This is a genomic window from Pedobacter sp., from assembly GCF_965279535.1.
Classification (GTDB): domain Bacteria; phylum Bacteroidota; class Bacteroidia; order Sphingobacteriales; family Sphingobacteriaceae; genus Pedobacter.
Window position 1 is genome coordinate 1,254,435 of the sequence record NZ_OZ257244.1, and the last position, 19,206, is coordinate 1,273,640.

Below are 19,206 nucleotides of genomic sequence, written 5' to 3' on the forward strand. Positions count from 1 at the left end.
AAGCCTGCCCACTAAGAATTGCGCTAGTGAGGGGGGGGGTACTCTAGCTCAAACATTAAGACTTTCGCTAGTGTCGGATAGTAGAGATTAATCTACTAAATTATTAAAATAACCATTATCTAAAAGTGTTTGAAACATACTTAAGCAGTGTCCACTGAAATATTTAACTGCATCTATCTGGGTTTCCCTATAGTCAGTTAACACTTCAAGTATATTAATAGACATTTTATTTAAAAAATCTTCATCATTAACATTATTATTAACTAAATCACTAATAAAAACTAAACACCTAACTGCGACCTTATTATTATGTTTAATAGCATCCCTTACAAAAAGACCAAAATCACCTAGAAAGAGATTATAATAATCGGGATTTAACTCTTCTTTATATGAATATTCAAATTCTGGTATAGCCAGAAAGATTAATTTAGCTGCTTTATAAAATTCCATATTCTTTTACTTTTTCAGAGGTACATTTTTCAAATAGTCAAAATTTAGACCTTTCCATTGTAACCCTGTATCTTTTGTCAAATCAGTAATGACTTCAAAAATCTTACTTCTATCTTGATCACTGATGTTGCCATGATTTCCATTTAACAAATCTCTCATGGTATTCAATCCTTCTTTTGCCTTTTGAGTATGATCACTACTATTTGAAAACTTTACGCCAAGTTTTTCGGCTCTAATTGCATCTCCTGTTGATCCACTACCAATTTTTGCATTTGGTCTCCAAAGTTTTTCTATGGTTGATTTTAATTTAATATTTGAAGCACCTCCAAATAATCTATCTCTCATTGTACCTAAATAAAGCTTTTTATCGCTTGAATTGTCCTTTTTTTGAACATTGGCTGTCATTATCTTATGTAGGACAACAGCAATAGCAATATCTCTTACGGTATGCTTTAAAATTTCTTCATTGGTTGTATATTGACCGCTCGCAAGAGAGCCGATAGGATCTTTTGCGAAATAGTTATCAAAATCTTCAATATAGTTCCCTTCTCCAGAACCTGGTTGCGCCAATTGCTTTATTGACTTCGCCCAAGGGGTAAATGTATAAGTTACATGTCCATTTTTTGGTAAGCCTAACACTTTGACTACAACCTTATCATTAAAGAAAAAACAATCTTCTTCTTTAACTAACTTTAATCTAGGCTCTTTATCGTGTAAGTCGATTGTATAATGACGTTGTTCCAATCCATCTAAATCAATCGCCTGTATAGGTGTGTTACTTGCAAACTGATAAGGTGTCAACTCTGGATACTCCTTTGTAATCGGATCTACACTCAAGAACTTTCCTACCCTCGGGTCATAGATGCGCATGCCGTAATCTTGCTGGTTACCCTCCCCTTTCACATCATTATCATTCTCCTTACCATTAAAGCCATAACGGTAAGCCAATGCGCCTGTGTTGGTAAAGCTTCTGCCCGGCATCTGGCTACCAAAGGCATAATAATCGTTGGCATTAATAACCGTAGGTTCATAACCATTGTTAGGGGTACGTACATCGTTAATAACTGCCATTACGTTACCCAAATGGTTGCTTAGCTCAAAGAACTTGTTGCCATAGTTGTTCCATACCGAAGCTCCATTGGCTAATGCTAAGTTAATATTTGGTTTCCACAAACCCAAACGGCTGCTACCATAAAGCTGTTGCTCCAGCCAATTGTTAGCTCCCCCGGCATTATCGTAAACTGCAAGGCTGTTACCTTGTGCATCGCGTACGTAATAGGTACTGACGTTGTTAAGGGTTTTACGCACGCGGTTGCCAGAGGCATCGTAGGTGTAAGACAGGTTTCCGGTACCTTTTTCTATTTGTTTAATTTTGCCGTAAACGGTCCAGTCTATTTTGCTAATGCCTGCAGCAGCATCGGTTTTCAGGTTGCCAATCTCATCATAGGTATAGCTGTTATTACCCAAATCATTTCCGTTAGTAACTCCTTCGGTATCGCTAATATTGGCCAGTTTATTATCCACTAACTTTCCTGAAGCATTGCGGTTATAACCATAGCTTAGCATATCCATGGCCGTTCCGTTCTGGTTGGTACGGTTAAGGTTTAAAATATTACCGTTCCCATCATAATTAAAATCTTCTTTAAACTTTGCACTGGCAGAATTAAAGTCCCAGTTTCCGGCGGCAGCCAGATCGTGCTGTCTGAAAGTTTTCAGTCGGTTTAACTGGTCGTAGCCATAGCTGTAGCCTTTGGTGGCACTATTTTCTATCTGTGCAATGGCATAAGTACTGCTGGCAATATTGCCATTGTAGAGGTTACGGCCGGCTGACAGGTTATTGTTGCCCTGAAATTGGTAGGCAAAAGCGCTACCTCCTCCAATTGGGGTATAATCACCGGTGTAATAACCCAGGCTGTAAGCCAGGGCATCTTTTGCAATAACTGCAGCATCGGCACCTATATCGCCGCCTGCACCTGCCAGGGCAGAACCATTTACGCCCTTAAGCCAGCCTTGTAAAGTATAGGCATAATCTACTCCCTGCACTTTTTCAGCTTCGCGGCCCAGCTCCATGCGGGCCAGTGGCCCATGCAGGTAATATTGGTAGCTGGCATCCAGCCTGCGGCCTGGCGCAAGCAATGTACTACCAAAACCATAATTAACCACATTGGCTTGCACACCACTCCAGGCCTCTGTTAAACGGTTTTCGGCATCGTACTTATATTCATAGAAAAACTGATCGGGCTTATCTTTCTGGTAAGCTAAAAAGTTAACCTTCCCGCTCACCTGGTCATATTCATAATCGAGGCGTTTAATTTCGGCCAGGCCGTTTATTTTTTGATATAATGATTTTACGTTGCCCGCATAATCATAACTGTAATATGTTGCATTTTCTGGCGAGCCATTTACGCTGGATTTGGTATAGGTTACCGATACGCGTTTACGCAGGTTTTCTTGCGAATAGTTATATGGCAAGTCATAAATATAGGCTTGATTGTCATAATAAGTGGTGGTAATTTCTGATGCCGTTCCCAAATTCAGGCTACTGATGTCTGTCTGTGCTAAAAATCCGGGTTCAGGGAATACCATGTTTCTCTTCTTCTGTCCAACCTCATTAATTCTGCCCAATAAATCGTATTGGGTATAACTGTAATCGTTGTTTACAGCCTGTTTAGCATTCTGACTAAACAGCAAACGGCTCAGCTTATCGTACCAGAATTTACTCATTCCGGCATCAGGCGTTTGCTGTTGCACCACCTGGTTGGTTGCATTATAGGCATATGTGGTGGTTAGGCCGTGATTAGGAAAAATGCCTTTAAACTGGGTTTCTACATTACTGTTTTCGGCAATGGTAGTTGGCCCTCCTGCTGCCGGTACATTAAAGCGGTAATTGGCCGGGTTGGCTACATCCTGTACACCAAAGCATTTGCTGCCGGCATTAAAGGCAATCTCGTCAGCCGGCATTAACCGGCCCTGGTAAACCCGAAGAAACTTAAGCAGGCCAAAGTTATCGGGCATGCTAAACGGATTGGTGGTAATGGCCCAGCCACAGCCTGCGTATGGCGCACCGGTGACTGGTGTATAGGCTTTTCCATTTACCCAAATCTGTAATTGGCCCTGTGCCAGGTTGGCTCCCTGCACTACAATGTGGGTCCAGGGTTGTAGTGGGGCTATGCTGCTTACATCGGCCGTAACATGGTTGCTTAAGGTAATACTTACCTCATCAGCAGCGGCCTGGTGCAGGGTAAAAATATCTACATTTAACAGGTTTCCGTTCTGGCAAGCCTGTATCATGTATTTCATATCAGGGGTGGCGGCAATAAACTGCCTGGCCCCAGGTGCATCGGCATACAGCCACATTTCTACCGCATTGTTACCCGGATTTTGAAGGGCACTGCTTAGGCTCAACAGTGCGGTATTCCGGTCTGATGCCGTTGTTGGACCATTATAATTACAATTATCATTAAGTAAACCTGCCCGGTTTAAACTTACCTGATCTATTTCGGTAGCACTAAGCAAGCTTACCCCTTCTGGTGGCACGGTACGCACCAGGTTGCCTGCCAAATCGTAGTAGTAAAGCGTATAGTGATAAATCTGCTGTTCGGCTTCGAGTTTTACACTGGCCTTTGCAGCTGCACACACATCAATATAGGCTGAAACAAATTTCCGTTTCTCTTCGTTAATATAGGTTTGATACGCGCGGTCGCCGGCGGCGAAACCGGTTTCAATTAAGGATTTAACACAGGCATAAGGGTCTTGCCTGGCTTCTGCAAAGGCAGGCTCATTGCAAAGCTGGTCTTTTGTTCCCGTTGCAAAATTAATGTAACTATCGTAACTGAGGGTAAACCCATATTTATAGTTAAAGTAGTTGGCTAAAATAAGCTGATAGTTAGTCCAGCTGGTGTTAGGTGTACCGCTAAATTCGGCATTTAAAGCAGCGAGGTCTGTGTTGTATTGTGTTTTGCTGATACAGCCATCGTTGCCCTGCAAAAACACAGGGAGTTTAATGTCATATTCTAACAGGTACCTGCAATTGTTGCAACCTTTTAAAAGTGCGGCAAATTCTGCCGGAGAAAGGTTCATATTAGCGCCAAAGGTATTTTGCAGATGGTTGTAGAAACCGGCATCATCCATGCCTCCTGGTCTTAAGTTCCCTAGCTTATTACAAATCTGTAAACTGGTGGCCGATATGTACACATCTGTAGCTTGCTGAGGTTGACTGTATGGATAAGTACCATCGAGCAGATAAGGATTTAGCTCGTTTGTAAATGAGCTCATACCTAACGTTTTTCGAATTACCTGGGCAAAGGTAGAGCAAGAGTCTCCATTAATATAGAGTTGCGATATACCAGTACCGATACTACTTGAACCAAAGGGGTGTGTAGCATCGCCACCACGTTTACAAATCTCGATTAAATTTGCTTTTAGTACTGCCCTGGTATTGGCATCATAGTTACCTGCATCCAAACCCGGCTTCAGCCTTTCCATCCAGATTTCGGCATTGGCGCTGCAATTGTCGGCTATTGCTGCTGCCCCGGCGGCTTTGCGTTCATCGGTAACCTGGTTAGGGTTGGGCGAAGGGAGGGTAAAATCAGGCTCTGGAAAACGGCTGGTTTTATTGGCATATTTCGTATCGCATGATGGGTCCGGATCTCCACAAAGTGTACCACAGGCGTAGTATTGCCCATTTAAAGGCGGGGTTTCATTTGACGCAAACACCTCTCCCCAGGTGGCTCCCGCTGGTATAAACACCGATTGGATATAGGCATGGGCACTGCTGTAAATGTCTACGTAGAGATCATTTGTACAGGTATTGGCCCGGGTAGCCGACACTGTGAAACGTACCCCATTGCCATAAGTAGGATCGTATTCGGCATTGTAGTAAATATCAAAATCGGTATTTGGGCAAGGATGGTTAGCATCTGATGTTTGTAGCGACATGGCCGATAAAGTACTTGTACCTTCGGCAGTGCTTTTTGCTGCTAAAGTCGATTTAGCTAGTTTACGCTTGTTGCGAACACTATCCAGCTTCATCATTTTGGAGCCCTTCTGGCTTTTGAACTCAGCTACCCAAACATTTCTAAAAACTTTATACTGACCTTTACCTGTTTTAACTGCGAAATAATCTTTCTGTACGTAATCGCCAAACCATTTTTTAAATGTTTTTTGCTTCGCAGCGGCCGTTTTACTTTCTATGGGAGCGGTTTTGCTCACAGCATAAATCATGTTGGTATTTAAATCGGCTTCTACACTTTGTGTGCTGCTGCTCAAACTGGCCATTTCTACATTTACCTCACATGGCTGAATAACCTGTGAGTTGATGTTATCTTCCATTACACTGGCCATCTGCGGTTCTGGTTGTTCAGGGCAGGGATTACCACCACCGCCGCCTCCGCCACCGCCACCAAGATAGGTATAGCAAATTCCTACCCACACGTTGTTATAATTGTAAGCAGCAGTACTGGTATATACGGTATAGCAATCATAATACGCCATATCTGCATACAAACTGCCACACATAACATTTTGTGGTTGATTATTTTGAGAATACCCCTCTACAACAGTGTAATCATAGCGATAATAAGGATCCTGGGCATAAAACATATTCAATCCATAGCTTGGCTCTGCTATAGCGCTACCTGAAGCGTTGCAGGTAGCCGGAATAGGTTCTGTACAGCTAATTTCCCAAACATTGTTCATGCGGTTAGTAGCACTGCCCCAATTCACATCTACACAGGTATAAAACTGTGTACCTGCACTACCAGAAGTACAATAAGCAGCCGTTGATGGCGGGTTAGCTGCTGTTCCGCTTACATAATAATAGGTAGTTTGGGTACCGGCTGCATAATTGAAACTGCGATAGGTATTGGTGCTGACGAAAACAGCTTCTGAGCCCAGGTTACGGCTCTGACAAAGCGAAGTTGGCAACATGGGAACAGGGGTTCCTACCGGGCAAAAATCGGCACACAACGTTACTTTTCTCAGCTCGATATAATATTTCTCTTTTAAATCGAGATAAAGTGACTGGTAAAGGTCCCATTCGCGGTTAGCCAGCCTACAATCATTATTTACTGTGCAATAATCCCAGGTATTCTCCTGAGGTGTGGTATTGGTTGTTCCGGTCACATCTGCACAGTACAAACTAAAATCAACCATTTGAAACAGGTTCTTAATTGCATAAGGCAAATGGCTCACCCGGTTAGAATATTGTGCCAAATCGGCCGCCATTTCGGGTTTATACCCTGCACCCGCACCGTTGAAAAACGGATCGGTATCCAGTAACCAGTTATTGGTGTTGGTATAAGCGTATCCCGCCTGCGATGCTGTTTTAGTAGCAAGCGCAATATCCCATGATTTTGATGCGCTGTGCTGCTGGCAGAATAAGAGTTTGCAATATTCCGGATGGTAAGATAAAAATTTCTCTGCCCACTCTGGCTGCCAATAGGTAACCAGATCTGCAACGGTAAAATTAGCATCATATACACTCATGATACTTCCATCTGCCTTGGTTACCATGTATAGTGAATCTGTTGATGCAGAAACCGGAAAAGCAGCCCTGAAATATAATTGCACTATATTAGTAGCTGGTTCGAGTAAATTGCCCTGGCTATCTACCGGTGAATATTGTCCACCCGGAGATACATCGGCCATCATTGGTATTTTGTAGGTATCACAAGGTGAAGCTGTAACACTTATACAATTGGCTTCTAAAACGCCCAGGGTACTATATATTGCCGTATAAACGCCATTAATGTAATTTGCATACGCTGCGGCAGGTTCTCCAAGCTCTGTTAACTTCTGATTAAATATGTTTGCAAATTCTGTTTGAGTACCCAGTTTCTGCCGGGCGGTATTACAATCGGAAAAGCAATCTTCAAAACGCAGTTTAGCTAACTCGTTCAATACAAATACCGAGCGTTTATGGAGTGTACCATTGACTTCTCCGGCTGCAATGTAATCATTGGTAAAGTTTTCAATTACCCTGTTACTCAGTGCAAAATTAAAGCTGACGTAATACTCACCTATTTCATTAAAATTAAGTGCTATTGGTGCGGCAACCGGTTCTACGTAGTTGCAGTTATCGTTATTCGCTACATTTGAACCACTTGCACCTATTTTTCTGGCAGTTACATCCTGGTAGATAATATTTTTACAATCATCGGTAACTGTAACGGTAAGTTCGTAATAACAGCTGCTGCAGGGCTGAAAAGCGCCCCCCGGATAACGGCTAACCAGTTTCTCTATATCATAACTCAGCTGAACCTGACCAGTTACACTAGGTGTGTATGTTGTGGTTGCTGTAAGGGCTAAACTACTGCTGTTAAATTTAAATTGTTCTGGTTTCAGAATTTCCAGATTAACCCGTTGGGCTGCCGGTTTGTTAGGCAACTCGCTTACATTGGCAGGTGTATTACCTGCAAGTGCTGTGGCAATTGTTTTTCCGGATGCATTTAAATAACTGATAGAGATTTGTCCGTTCGGATCTACTACCGTATTTCTAAGGTAATGCTCTGCATAACCTACATCATTACCAAAAATACGATCGAGTTCCCACTGGGTAGGTTTGTCATAAAAATACCTGGTAGTATGCCTTTCAGTTTGACCGGGTTGAAAAACCTGTCCAACCCCACCCTGCAATCTAATCTTCCCGGTATTATCTGCCGTATATTGCGTTACCGATAAAGGATATCCACCTGCATCGGGAATATAGTTGTTGTATGCCGGGTTTCCACCGCCTAAAAAGCCGTTGGATGGGGAGTAATATTTTGATGCACCTGATTGTGTACCTAAAACGTTAGGTGCAGGCTGGCACAACACGCTGTTTAAATCAGCAAAGCTGTATGGTGTACCGTTACTGTTTACATTTAATGATGGAAAGTAATGGATGTACTGGTTGCTTACATTATCTTTTACAGGGGCGGGTAGTATACTGGCTGCTGCCCTGCCAAAAACATCGTAAACATTTTCTTGTACTACGGCTACATTATTTTCATTGTTTAAGGTAACTGTTTGTCTGCCCCTCAATGTACCATCAAAATAGCTTACTACTTCTTTCTTTTTACCTCCTTCGGCATATGAAGCACTGTATTGCCAGTTTAAATTTTGCTGGTGCCAGTCTAAATCCCATATGGCCCAGGTAGCATTGTCATCCAGCTTATAAAACCACTGGCCTTCAATCCTTAACCCTTCTGTATTATAGGTTACCTGTCTCATCCTCACCATTACATAGTTGGAATTGCTTACCAAAGAAAGCATATAGCTTTGCTTATCGGTAGTAATGCGGGTAGCGTTGTTTCGAAACAGCTGGGCCATTTCGGCCTCTGTATGGTAGGCGCCAGCATGTGCACCATCTACCAGGGTCCACCATTCCGAATCTTCATCTACATAAGTCCACTCTATATCGTACTCCTGTACTCCGGGCACCAATGCCCATGATAAGGCCAATTGGTTTTTCCCATTGGTTGGTGTACCTGATGATAAGCGCTGCATTTTACCCGAACCCTGGCTTAGCTCACCATTAATTCCCATAAAAAGAAAGGGTTTAAATGTATAGGTACGGTCAATATTAATCTGACTGGTTAATTGTAAAACTGGTGGCATCTGGTTGCCAAACTCAGGGCTACTTACTCCTGTTACATATACTTTTACATAATAGCCATTGGTAAAATTATAGGTGTCAATGCCTTTGTAAGTTGCTCCGGATGTTTTATCGTAATTCACATTTAAGCTAACAGAATCGATAACAGTGGGTTCTGCCTGTTCCGGAGTACTAAAATAAGCTACCCTTAGCTGAAGCCTGCAACTAAATGATTGGGTAAGTGCCTGTTCATCCAAAATCTGTAAGCTAAGTGCATTTTGTACCGAAATATTGGTAATTTCTGACCAGGTAAAAGATGGATTTTTAAACTTCTCGTCTTTCACCAACAGCGAATCACCCACTTTTATGCTTCCCTTAATAAAGTTTTTGTAGGGCTCAATGGCAGCATGTGCCTTTTGCTGTAACAAAATAACCAGGGAGATTACTAAAATAAAACGGAGCATTTTTATCATATTCTTAACTATTATTCTAAAAACCAAAATCAGTGCTTTTGCGTGCTATTACCTTTTCAACAGCATTTCTTCTAATGCACGGAGCCTTTTTTCCTGATCAGTTTCTTTTTGTTTATGTGCTTTTAATTCTTTGTCCTGATCAATCAAATGAAGCGTTAACTCTTCAATCTTTTTCAGTAAAAGTTTATTCATTTCACCCAGTTCCAAACCGTTCTTTTCGGCCTCTGCAGCTGAAGGAATTTCGGGTAAATGCTTGTGTTTCTGTATGTAGTTTTCGATCTCGGACAGGGATAGTTTTTGATAGGCCGGGGCAAAAACGTAATCGGGCATGCCTTGTGCATTTACCCTGATTTCATTGGCCTTTATCTTCCCGTTTACCGTTAGTTTTTCGGATGGATTGGTTAGCCCAATACCCACGTTGCCTGCACTGTTCCAGATTCCCTCGGGTAATTTAATATTGGCATGGCCGCAGCATCCGTCATAACCTAGCTCTATTGTTCCGTTTCCAGCCCTTATAAAATCGCCCCTGTTCCCCGAATCGTGGAAACCAATGGTAGTATAGTCTAAACCGTTTAGTAAAAGTGTTGATTCTGACGACCAGTTACTATAATCGGGGTTGGTACTGCGGGTTAAATCGCCCAGGCTCAGGTGGCCATCTGTATTGAGTTCTACATTGTTGCTTCCCAATACCATTCCTCCGCCTTTTACGTGTAATTTCGCCTGCGGAGTCGTGGTACCGATTCCCACATTGCCTTGCGAGAGATAGTGAGGGCCAATACCACTAATCATTAAGTTTTGGGTAGAGGTAACCGGAATATCCAGCAGGGTAGAAACCGTAAATTCACCTATCTGTACACCAGAAGGTGCTGTATTTATCTTAATCTGATTAATCCCGTCAATTGTTTCTACTCTTACTTGCTGATAGGTGATTTTAACCCTATACATGCCATATTCACGTACATCTACATACACAGGCATAATTTTATTTACTGCATCACCATAGGCAGAAGGTTGATCATAAGCCTGGCCGAGTACTACCTTTGCCAGGTGAGATACTCCCGCACTTTCTGCTAAATACAATTGTGGATTGCCAGAATTTATCCCTCTCCCAAATCCATTATCTATGATGTACCGTTCATATCCGGTAGAATAAGATTTGTGAAATAGTTCGACGGTAATGATCCCCCCAAGTTGCCAATGAAATGAATTAAAGCCTATGGTGGCTACTTCATACCGCATTGCCTGAGCAGCAGCAGCATTGACATCATCAATTACAGAAGTTTTTAGCCCGTTCTGATCAGTATGGATTTGTGCTCTTGCACTCATCACCAAAAGCCAGAACAACCAAACACAGCCTAATAATTTTATCAGATTACTTTTCATTTGTTTTACTCCTTTCTATAGATTTGATTTTTTCGGCAAGCTCCTTCACCAGGGTTTTAGTATCCTGTTGGTCACTGTCCATTTTTTTTAGTTCTGCATCCTTCTCAATCAAATGCAGTGTTAGCTCTTCAATCTTTTTCAGTAAAAGTTTATTCATTTCACCCAATTCCAAACCATTCTTTTCAGCTTCTGCTGCTGATGGAATTTCTGGTAAATGCTTATGTTGCTGAATGTATTTTTCAATTTCTGGCAATGTCAGCTGCTTATAATCAGGCTCAAACACGTAATCGGGCATACCTGTTGTATTTACCCTGATTTCACTGGCTTTGATTTTGCCGATAACGGTAAGTTTTTCTGATGGGCTCAATGTACCTATACCAACATTCCCCGTTTGGTCGATCAGCATTTTGATCAAAGGCGTATCTCCTGATGAGGTTGCAAACACCAGGCTGCCAGAAGCATTTTGTGTAGCATCTGGCCCCATTGTTGCCCCTATATAGGCCAGGCCTTTATTGATTTGTGAATTGGGGGAAGTCCAGGTAAGTGTACCTGCACTTGTACCACCTGCGGTTGACCCTGTACTTATAACGAAGTGAGACTGGCTGTTCACCATGGCATTGGGATTATAAAGTTCGAAAACCCTGTTGTTGCCGCCATGAAAATAGGATTGCGGGTTCATGGTATTAAGCCCCATATTACCGGTGGTAAAATCCATATTTAAAAAAGGACTTCCGCTGTAAGGACTTCCAATATAAACCCGCTTAGTAGCTGTCTGGTTAAAAGCAGACTGATAGTTGTAGCCTCCAATAAAAATAGCGGCATTGTCCCAGCCGGCATAAGTTCCAATCAGGTGATGGGTATCACTCCATTGTTTGCTGATCAGCAAATTATCATAGTAATCCTGAATGGTAAGCCTGCTGGCCACAATTGGTTCTTGCGCAATTGTGGATAAGCTGTATACTAAGAGCATACCAAACAGGCTCCATTTCTTTAACCAATATAATGAAGGTCTAATCACCATAACTTAAGGCATTTGGATCAGTTCATATGCTTTATACTTCGCACCGGCTTTATAATATCCCTCATTATCAGCCACAACAAAATCGTTTATGGCAGGAATACTTGTTGATGATTTGACAGGTTGAGTTTGTATATTGAAAGTCATTAACCGATCAAGTTTAGGATTTAGTGGTTCATTGAAATTATCCAACTGTAAAAAAATCTTAATGGGCTGCAGTTCCTCTTCCCTATAAGTAATCTGGTAGGCCCGGCAAGCAATGTGGTTGGGGTTAAGTAAGGAAATTTTTCTTAACCCGTTTCCAATTCCCTCATCGCTAATGCGGTAGCCCTCTTCCTGAAGGTTTTTTATTATTTTATTAAAGTCAGGAAGAGTAGTAGGAATGGCATTCTTTTGTGCGCTACCCAGCATCATTTTTTGTTGCCCATGGTCTATGTAGAGGTACTTACCTGCCGAACTGATGGTTTCGGTTCTTCCGAATAGGCAGTACACAGCTGTACCAGTTTTTTCAAACCGGTAAGGCAGGTTAACTACATTTTGTGTACTATCAGCTCCATCGGTAATGCTGATACTTCCGGCAACCAGATCCTTTCGCTCCAGAGCCTGTATAAATGAAGTTATTTTTAAGAACTTAGCAACAAGCTGCGTATCTATTGGTACCAGCTTTTCCTTATCTACAGCAACTACTGCAGGATGGGTTTGCCTAAACATGCTACTACCGGCATAACCAACACCCAGTAAGCCCAACATGGCTAAGGCTAAAAACAGGATATGTTTATTTCTTTTCATCAGCATTATCTTTTACGGTAAGAAGAATGGTTTTCTTTAATCGTTGCAATTCCGCGCTCAGTTTCTTTTTTCACACGAACCAATGATCCCTCATCATCATATTCATAAAAAGTGGCGAAGCAATTTTCATCCAGTTCGGCCATTAAGCGGAAATTCCGGTCATCGTAAGCATAAGATTTCATCATGGCATCTTTAGGATGTATCCTGATATCATCTAAATACAGTGTTCCTGTGGCCGGCGCAATACTAATGGTAAACTTCTTATTGCCATTTGAGTGCGGGGTAAATCGTCCTTCTAATTGTTTCCAGCCTTCTACAATCGCTTTGCAGTTCATATCAACTAAGGGATTACCATTTGTGTTACCGGCGTTAACTACCACGCTAACATTTCTGTTGTATGGCTGACCATCGTTTACCCACATACTGAGGATGTACTCTTTGCCTGGTTCTGGCTCAAAACCGCCCGGGTAAAGCCCGTTACCTTCCAATAGCGTAAATTCCATTTTATTGGTTCGGCCTAAATAGTTTTGCTCTTTTTGTTTTGTGGTATGGTACCTGGTATCTAATTTGATACCTGCAGCCGGAACCAGTAAAGAATAATTTCCGGAGTGGGCAACACTGTAAGCCCGGTCATAATACAATCCATAACCATAACTGGTGGTAAACTCTTTGGTTGCAGCAGGATCAGGTGCGTTTAATATCCTCGCCTTATCTTCAAAACTATTTACATAAATTTCCCTGCGCATGCTGTTAGAAGCTACTGCTGCTGGAAACTGGCCAGAAAAATCAAAACAAGCTGCACTATAGCGTTTTAAAGCGTCTACATTCTCTTCTTCTTGTCCGTACTTATCGTATTGGGTTACCCTATTACTTCTCTCCCATTGGCTGATTTGATTATTTAAGGTCCAATCTACACTACCTTCCCTTATCCAATAAGACCTGAAAGATTTTAAATATCCTGCATTAGCAATATCTATCCCCTTTTTCCCTGGGGTAAAAATGTTATGGTAAGCCCGGTTTACCTGATGCACCTCCTGGGTGTATAATCGCCAGTTTCCTTTTAAGCCATGTACAAAAGGATTGAAATATGTTTCGTAGGTAAAACGCCATGTTTTTAATCCATCAATGGTTCTAAAAGTCTGGAAGTTTGATTGATCAGCCAATAAATTGTATGTACTAAAAATAGTATTGATACCCGATGAGCTGGTCGAATTTCTCAGCTGTGCATAAGTATTATCGTAAATCTCAACTGCCATTGATCCTGGGTTGTTACCCCAGTCGTTGTAACCATTGGAAACATTATATCCGCTTACTTCAATGGTATTCATCCCTTCTTCCATCCAAACCGGATACAAGCTCCAATAATCCGTGTTATTTAAAGCACTGGTTATCACTTCATTTCCATTCAAAGCAATATTTAACAGATCATCTCCGGCGAAACCGATAAAATACAACTTCGTAGTTGGCGCATAGAACTTAGTGGTAAAGCCAAGTGATTCATTTACTCCTGGCTGAGTAATATCAGGCCATATGCCAACTGCATCCTGGCGATGATTAAAATAACTGTTACTACTAAAAGATACGTACTGGTCACAATTTGTTAAAGGACCACCCTCTACAGATTCATCACAGATATTATATATCCTGCTCCCTTGCATGCCATGAACAATATTTCCTGGTGATAATCGATAGGTAAAGGTTCGTGCTGTATTTTCTTTACGCTCGGTTTCCTGCCCGCGACCATCTACAGGCCATTCATCGCTATAGGTCATTGCAGAGGCATTAATTACCTTAAGATTGCCCAGATCCTGGCTATTACTAAAAGCTAACTTTCCATTCACAATAGGATTGTTTATACAAACAATACTCTCTGCCTGCGCAGTTAATAAATTCCTGAATCCCGATCTGATTACCTTAAAGCTGTGGTTCATTTCTCCTCCTGTTATACTCGATAATCTCGAACCTTTTTTATCAACAAGGATTTTAGTTGGTTCATATAAATACGCGCCAATCTGCCCTAAGTAAATTTCTGATCTGTTATCAACTACCCAATAATGAATTCCGGTACCTAAATTAACTAACTCATCCCCCTGCGTGAGCAGATCCCAATAGCTGTCATTGATTTCTGAATAACCGTTTAGGTTTACATTTTTAAGAACCATCCCCTGGTTTTGATAGGCTCCTCCCATTTTCTGATAAGGCCAATATGCGGGAATGTTAATAGAATAGTAATCCTTTTTAAACTCATTTTGCGTCTTGGTGATAATCGGATCACCGGTAACTCCATCATAAGCAACATTTTCTACAGAAATAGAGGATCCATTCTCGGTCTTAGTTACTCTTTTAATTAATCCGTTGGTTTGGATAACCTTCACTGCACAAGCGGAACGGAACAGTTTATAGTCGTTATTTACATTAACGGGGAAATGCGGTATTGGAATAACTGGCGCGCCCAGAAATGGCAACATATCTACCCCAAGATTAATAGCAGAACCATTATTTATACTTTCCTGCTCTCTTAAATCAGTAAAAAGCTCTATATCTCTGCCAATTACAGTATTATCTACCGCTGTTCCGTTTTTCTGAATAACTGTTACCCGATTATCCAGTCTTTTTACAGGCGCATTCTTATCTTCAACCTGATACTCATATTCAGTTGAAGAAATTTCGGCTCCACTGGCATTGAATACCCTTTCTGCTTTTGGCTTACCTTGCATATCATTTAGCTCAATGCAATATCCCTGAGACAACACCAATTCCTCTATGCTGTTACTGATCACTAATGAATAGGTATTTTGTGGTCTTGGATTATATTTTTGCATAGCTGATATGCTTACACGAACAGGAAATTCTTTTGCAGTGTAGAATTCATGCTGCGTATAGCCTGTTCTGGGTAAATTATTACCTGCATCAGGGTCGATGTCTTTTACCGTTACTTTACTATAGGCTACGCCGGGCGCCGGATACAATGATTCGCCAAATGGTGCTTCAAGCTCAAAATAATTATTAATACTTCCCTTAATCTTTTGAACATATGGCACAGGCGTTCTCAATCCATTTTCGTCATTACCAACCGAAGGTTCATAACTGGCTACGCCACTACTGATTTTTCGGCCAAGGTCGTCTGTTGTTGTATATTCATAACGTTGTCCGTAAATTCCTTTAAGCATCCCACCTGTACCTGTTGCGGTATCCCATTCGTCTTTAATTTCAATACTTTTAACCCTTAGCCCTCCTCCTATTTTACTTTTGGTGGTAACGGCCAGGCGGCAAAAGCTTTGAGCTACCCGAAAATCATTACAGAATCCTCTGCTGTTGGCTTTTTGATAAAAATTTTGCCTCAGTTCACTCAGATTTCTGGCTGCATTACTAATTGCACCAATTGCTGCAGATACCGAACCAGACTCACCCTTGATCCTGTTCTCATAGCCCGGATAGGCATACCTTGGATATTCATTCTTCATTTTCTGCCAGGCTGCAAAACGGATAGGGTTGGAGAAAACATCTCCCTCATTAATATCTTCCATTTGCAGGGTAGCCTGCCTGCCGTTCAGGGTAATGCCTATAATTTTTACATATGCAGAAACAAAATCCAGATCATTACCTAAACTATTGGCATTGTTAGTACTGAGTTTTATAGATGACTTGGTATATAAATAATCTGAACCATTTAGATATACACTTTTAAACCAGCTTAAGGGATCGGCACCACTGGGTAGGTCATCATCTAAGGTTACCGTTAATGCATGCGCAGTAGTAATGTCGTTATTACTGAAATTAAATGGAACCATAGTGGCTGCGCGTTTATCCTGCACATATGCATAGTCATCAGCCTCATATGTAACATTGATTATTCCACCCGAAGGAAGTTCAATCTTACTCAGGTGCCACAAAGCTACCGCCTGGTCTGCTCTTGCCTTATCTTGATCACTGTAAGGATATTCTTCATTGTTTAGTCCCGCCGGATTACCTGCAGTAGTCTTATAAACGCCCCACCTATCTGTCTTCATCACATCGTACGCTGCATTAGAGCCATACTCGAAAACATAAGGATGATTTTCCCCTTTATGGGTAAGGCCGTATTCAAACCAAACTTTTTTAAGGGTTAATTTTCCTTTATTCGGGGCCAAAGAATTCGGCGTACCCGGACATAAATCATATCCATAATCGAATTTCACTACCTTGATGGGCTTACTCAAGTTTTCTTTGCTATATAACCTAATTTCGACTAAACACTTTTGCTTTATAGATGCGTCTAATCCACCTTTGTAATCCAACACACCTAATGCATCATCTCTGTCTTTGGTAATGAAATAGGCAATTTTATTTTTAGATTCGATTGCGTTCACATAGTATATTTCTTTCTCTCCATAAACAATACTCCCTTTATCATCCTTAGGATCTGCCAGTAAACCCCTATTGAGCGAGGCTTCCGGACTTGAGCCAGAATTAAAAGGGGTACGCCAGCGATAGGTGTCTATTTTGGAATATTTGAACTTTATAGCTGTACCATTATCATCATCAGATATACCATCTCCTGTTTTATCTACATAGTCAGGTGAAAGTATTCCGGTTAAGAGATAACTACTGGCATAAGCAGGTTGAACATCATGATGTAAATAATGATCAGAATCATTTACCTCATTTGCGATAGTACCGTTTCCATTCAGTTGCATGGGTACTTTCCCATTTCTAATGGCTAGGCCATTTTCTACCGCAAAAGAAATTTCCTCTTGCTTTTTATTATAAACCGGCAATCCATATACACTTCGCTGTCCCTGTTCATTTAAAACGGTTAGTTCAGAAATATGATGTGCCTTCCGCATAGTATCAACCCGTGGGCTTGATTCGGCTCCGCCAACATAACCAGGATTAAAATTAACAGCATCATTAAAAGGATATACTTTCAATGCTACATCCAGGCCAGCTTTTCCTGATTCTTCTGCCGTTAAGTAACTGACGGTAGTTTTAAGTTCTTGTCTTTTTTCCTTCTCAATTCTTCCAACAGGTGTTACATTACTGCTGAGTAATGTATTGGTTTTGAAAGCAGAATAAGCAGTATGATCGGCTATCTCTAAAGCTACATTTTGGACACCTCCCAGCTTTGCGGTTAAAATATTATCCTCGATATTGTGTTCATCGGGCTTTTTAAAAAATACATGCTGTTTTTGTGGTGCGGTTACAGATTGGTCCTGAAAATCACCATTCTTTAAGTACTGATTATCCTTTGTCCATTTTTGAGTAGTATTTTGGGTAAACTGTTCAAATGCTGTTACCCCAAAATGGGCGCCAAAGCCCCAACCAATATCGGCACCAAAGGTTCTTGTAGTAGATCGATCTACGGCTTTATTGTCATAAAATATACCAGTTCCTCCACGGTAAAGCCTGAATTGACCAGAGCCGGTTTGACTGTTATAACTAAAAATATCGGGTGTATGGATAGGCATAGCAAGGTTGGGCAATTCAGGAATTGCGGGATTTTCCTTTTCCCGGATAAAATCCTGCACTGCATTGCTTTTATTTTTTCCGCTTTCTGCATATAAAAATCCGTACTCGGGATGCTGTTGATTCCTGCTTTCTACCTCCCTAACACTTTGGTATCCGGTAAAACCACCTCCAACAAACAGGATTGTTGCTGATGCCCCGAGATCAATGCTATAGGAACGAAAATTTGTTTTATACGGAATCTGAATCCTGGGTTGTATAGGTTCGGTGTTGTAAGAAACCAAAGGATTAGAAGTTCTGTAGGTTAATAAACTTCCTCCCAAAGTTAAACTCTTCATTCCAGATCTGCTGTTGTATCCCAATGAGGAGCTTAATCCAGCATTGCCCAAAAATTTTTCATTTTTATTAACACTGATAGACATCGATACATTCGGACTAATATCAACTCCGCTTGCCGTATTTGAAAGTACGCCTATTCCCATACCAGCAGTTAGCATCCCATCGTTGGCAAATGAAAAAGACATTCCGGCATTAGCGCCAATCTCTGCACCTATACCGGTATAGTTATCACTGAACACACCAAAGGTGAGTGATCCGCTTACCTTCAACGGAGTTGAAACCTCCTTACCATTTTTTAATTTTCCTCTTACTTCAACCTTTCCGGTAACTTTGCCACCTACAGTGACTTTAGGCTTGGTGGTATGTTCGGTATTTAATATATCACCTTTAAAATCATCGGCTATACCCCTTACCTGTCTGGTAATAGCCCCCACATTCAGGTTCCAGCCCAGGCCAACCCAGCTGGCTTCATCATCGATCCCTGTTCCGGATTGATAATTCAGGTTTATTGGATAACCATCTATATCCAACAAGGGAATGTTGTATTTAAAATCACCACTTACCAAATCAACCATATCGGTAGTGCCAACAGGCTGAAAAGACTGCGCTTCGGGCTGCGAAGGGCCAGAAGTAAGTGCATGCGTGCTCAGCGGCAACAAGATATTCATGATCCAAACTGCAAGCAGCACCTGTGCAGTTCGTTTAATTCCTTTTCTAGTAAAAATATATGCCAT

At 41.4% G+C, this 19,206-nt stretch carries 6 protein-coding genes; all 6 read right to left on the bottom strand.

Annotated features, from left to right (window positions below):
* Positions 1–87 precede the first annotated feature (87 nt).
* From ACQY77_RS04930 to ACQY77_RS04955, 6 genes are read right to left on the bottom strand one after another with little or no spacing between them, the layout of a single operon-like run.
* Positions 88–450: a hypothetical protein gene (locus tag ACQY77_RS04930; RefSeq protein ID WP_421939096.1), complete on the bottom strand. Its 363-nt coding sequence runs from the start codon at positions 448–450 to the stop codon at positions 88–90.
* Positions 451–456: 6 nt separating this feature from the next.
* Complete coding sequence (locus ACQY77_RS04935) at positions 457–9,498, bottom strand: RHS repeat domain-containing protein (RefSeq protein ID WP_421939095.1); 9,042 nt, start codon at positions 9,496–9,498, stop codon at positions 457–459.
* A 48-nt stretch (positions 9,499–9,546) separates the two neighbouring features.
* Positions 9,547–10,881, bottom strand: coding sequence for a hypothetical protein (locus ACQY77_RS04940; RefSeq protein WP_421939094.1), 1,335 nt, complete (start codon positions 10,879–10,881; stop codon positions 9,547–9,549).
* Positions 10,871–11,902, bottom strand: a complete 1,032-nt coding sequence (locus ACQY77_RS04945) for a hypothetical protein (RefSeq protein WP_421939093.1) — start codon at positions 11,900–11,902, stop codon at positions 10,871–10,873. The genes ACQY77_RS04940 and ACQY77_RS04945 overlap by 11 nt, the downstream gene beginning before the upstream one ends.
* A gap of 3 nt (positions 11,903–11,905) precedes the next feature.
* On the bottom strand, positions 11,906–12,688 hold the full coding sequence (locus ACQY77_RS04950; protein ID WP_421939092.1) for a hypothetical protein: 783 nt from the start codon (positions 12,686–12,688) through the stop codon (positions 11,906–11,908).
* 5 nt (positions 12,689–12,693) lie between these two features.
* Positions 12,694–19,206 carry a hypothetical protein gene (locus ACQY77_RS04955; protein ID WP_421939091.1) on the bottom strand — a complete coding sequence of 2,171 codons (6,513 nt, stop codon included), beginning with the start codon at positions 19,204–19,206 and terminating at the stop codon, positions 12,694–12,696.

What these genes read in the sequence shown, in the direction of transcription:
- ACQY77_RS04930 (WP_421939096.1), bottom strand. Translation starts at nt 450, where the DNA reads ATGGAATTTTATAAAGCAGCTAAATTAATCTTTCTGGCTATACCAGAA.
- ACQY77_RS04935 (WP_421939095.1), bottom strand. Translation starts at nt 9,498, where the DNA reads ATGATAAAAATGCTCCGTTTTATTTTAGTAATCTCCCTGGTTATTTTG.
- ACQY77_RS04940 (WP_421939094.1), bottom strand. Translation starts at nt 10,881, where the DNA reads ATGAAAAGTAATCTGATAAAATTATTAGGCTGTGTTTGGTTGTTCTGG.
- ACQY77_RS04945 (WP_421939093.1), bottom strand. Translation starts at nt 11,902, where the DNA reads ATGGTGATTAGACCTTCATTATATTGGTTAAAGAAATGGAGCCTGTTT.
- ACQY77_RS04950 (WP_421939092.1), bottom strand. Translation starts at nt 12,688, where the DNA reads ATGAAAAGAAATAAACATATCCTGTTTTTAGCCTTAGCCATGTTGGGC.
- ACQY77_RS04955 (WP_421939091.1), bottom strand. Translation starts at nt 19,206, where the DNA reads ATGGCATATATTTTTACTAGAAAAGGAATTAAACGAACTGCACAGGTG.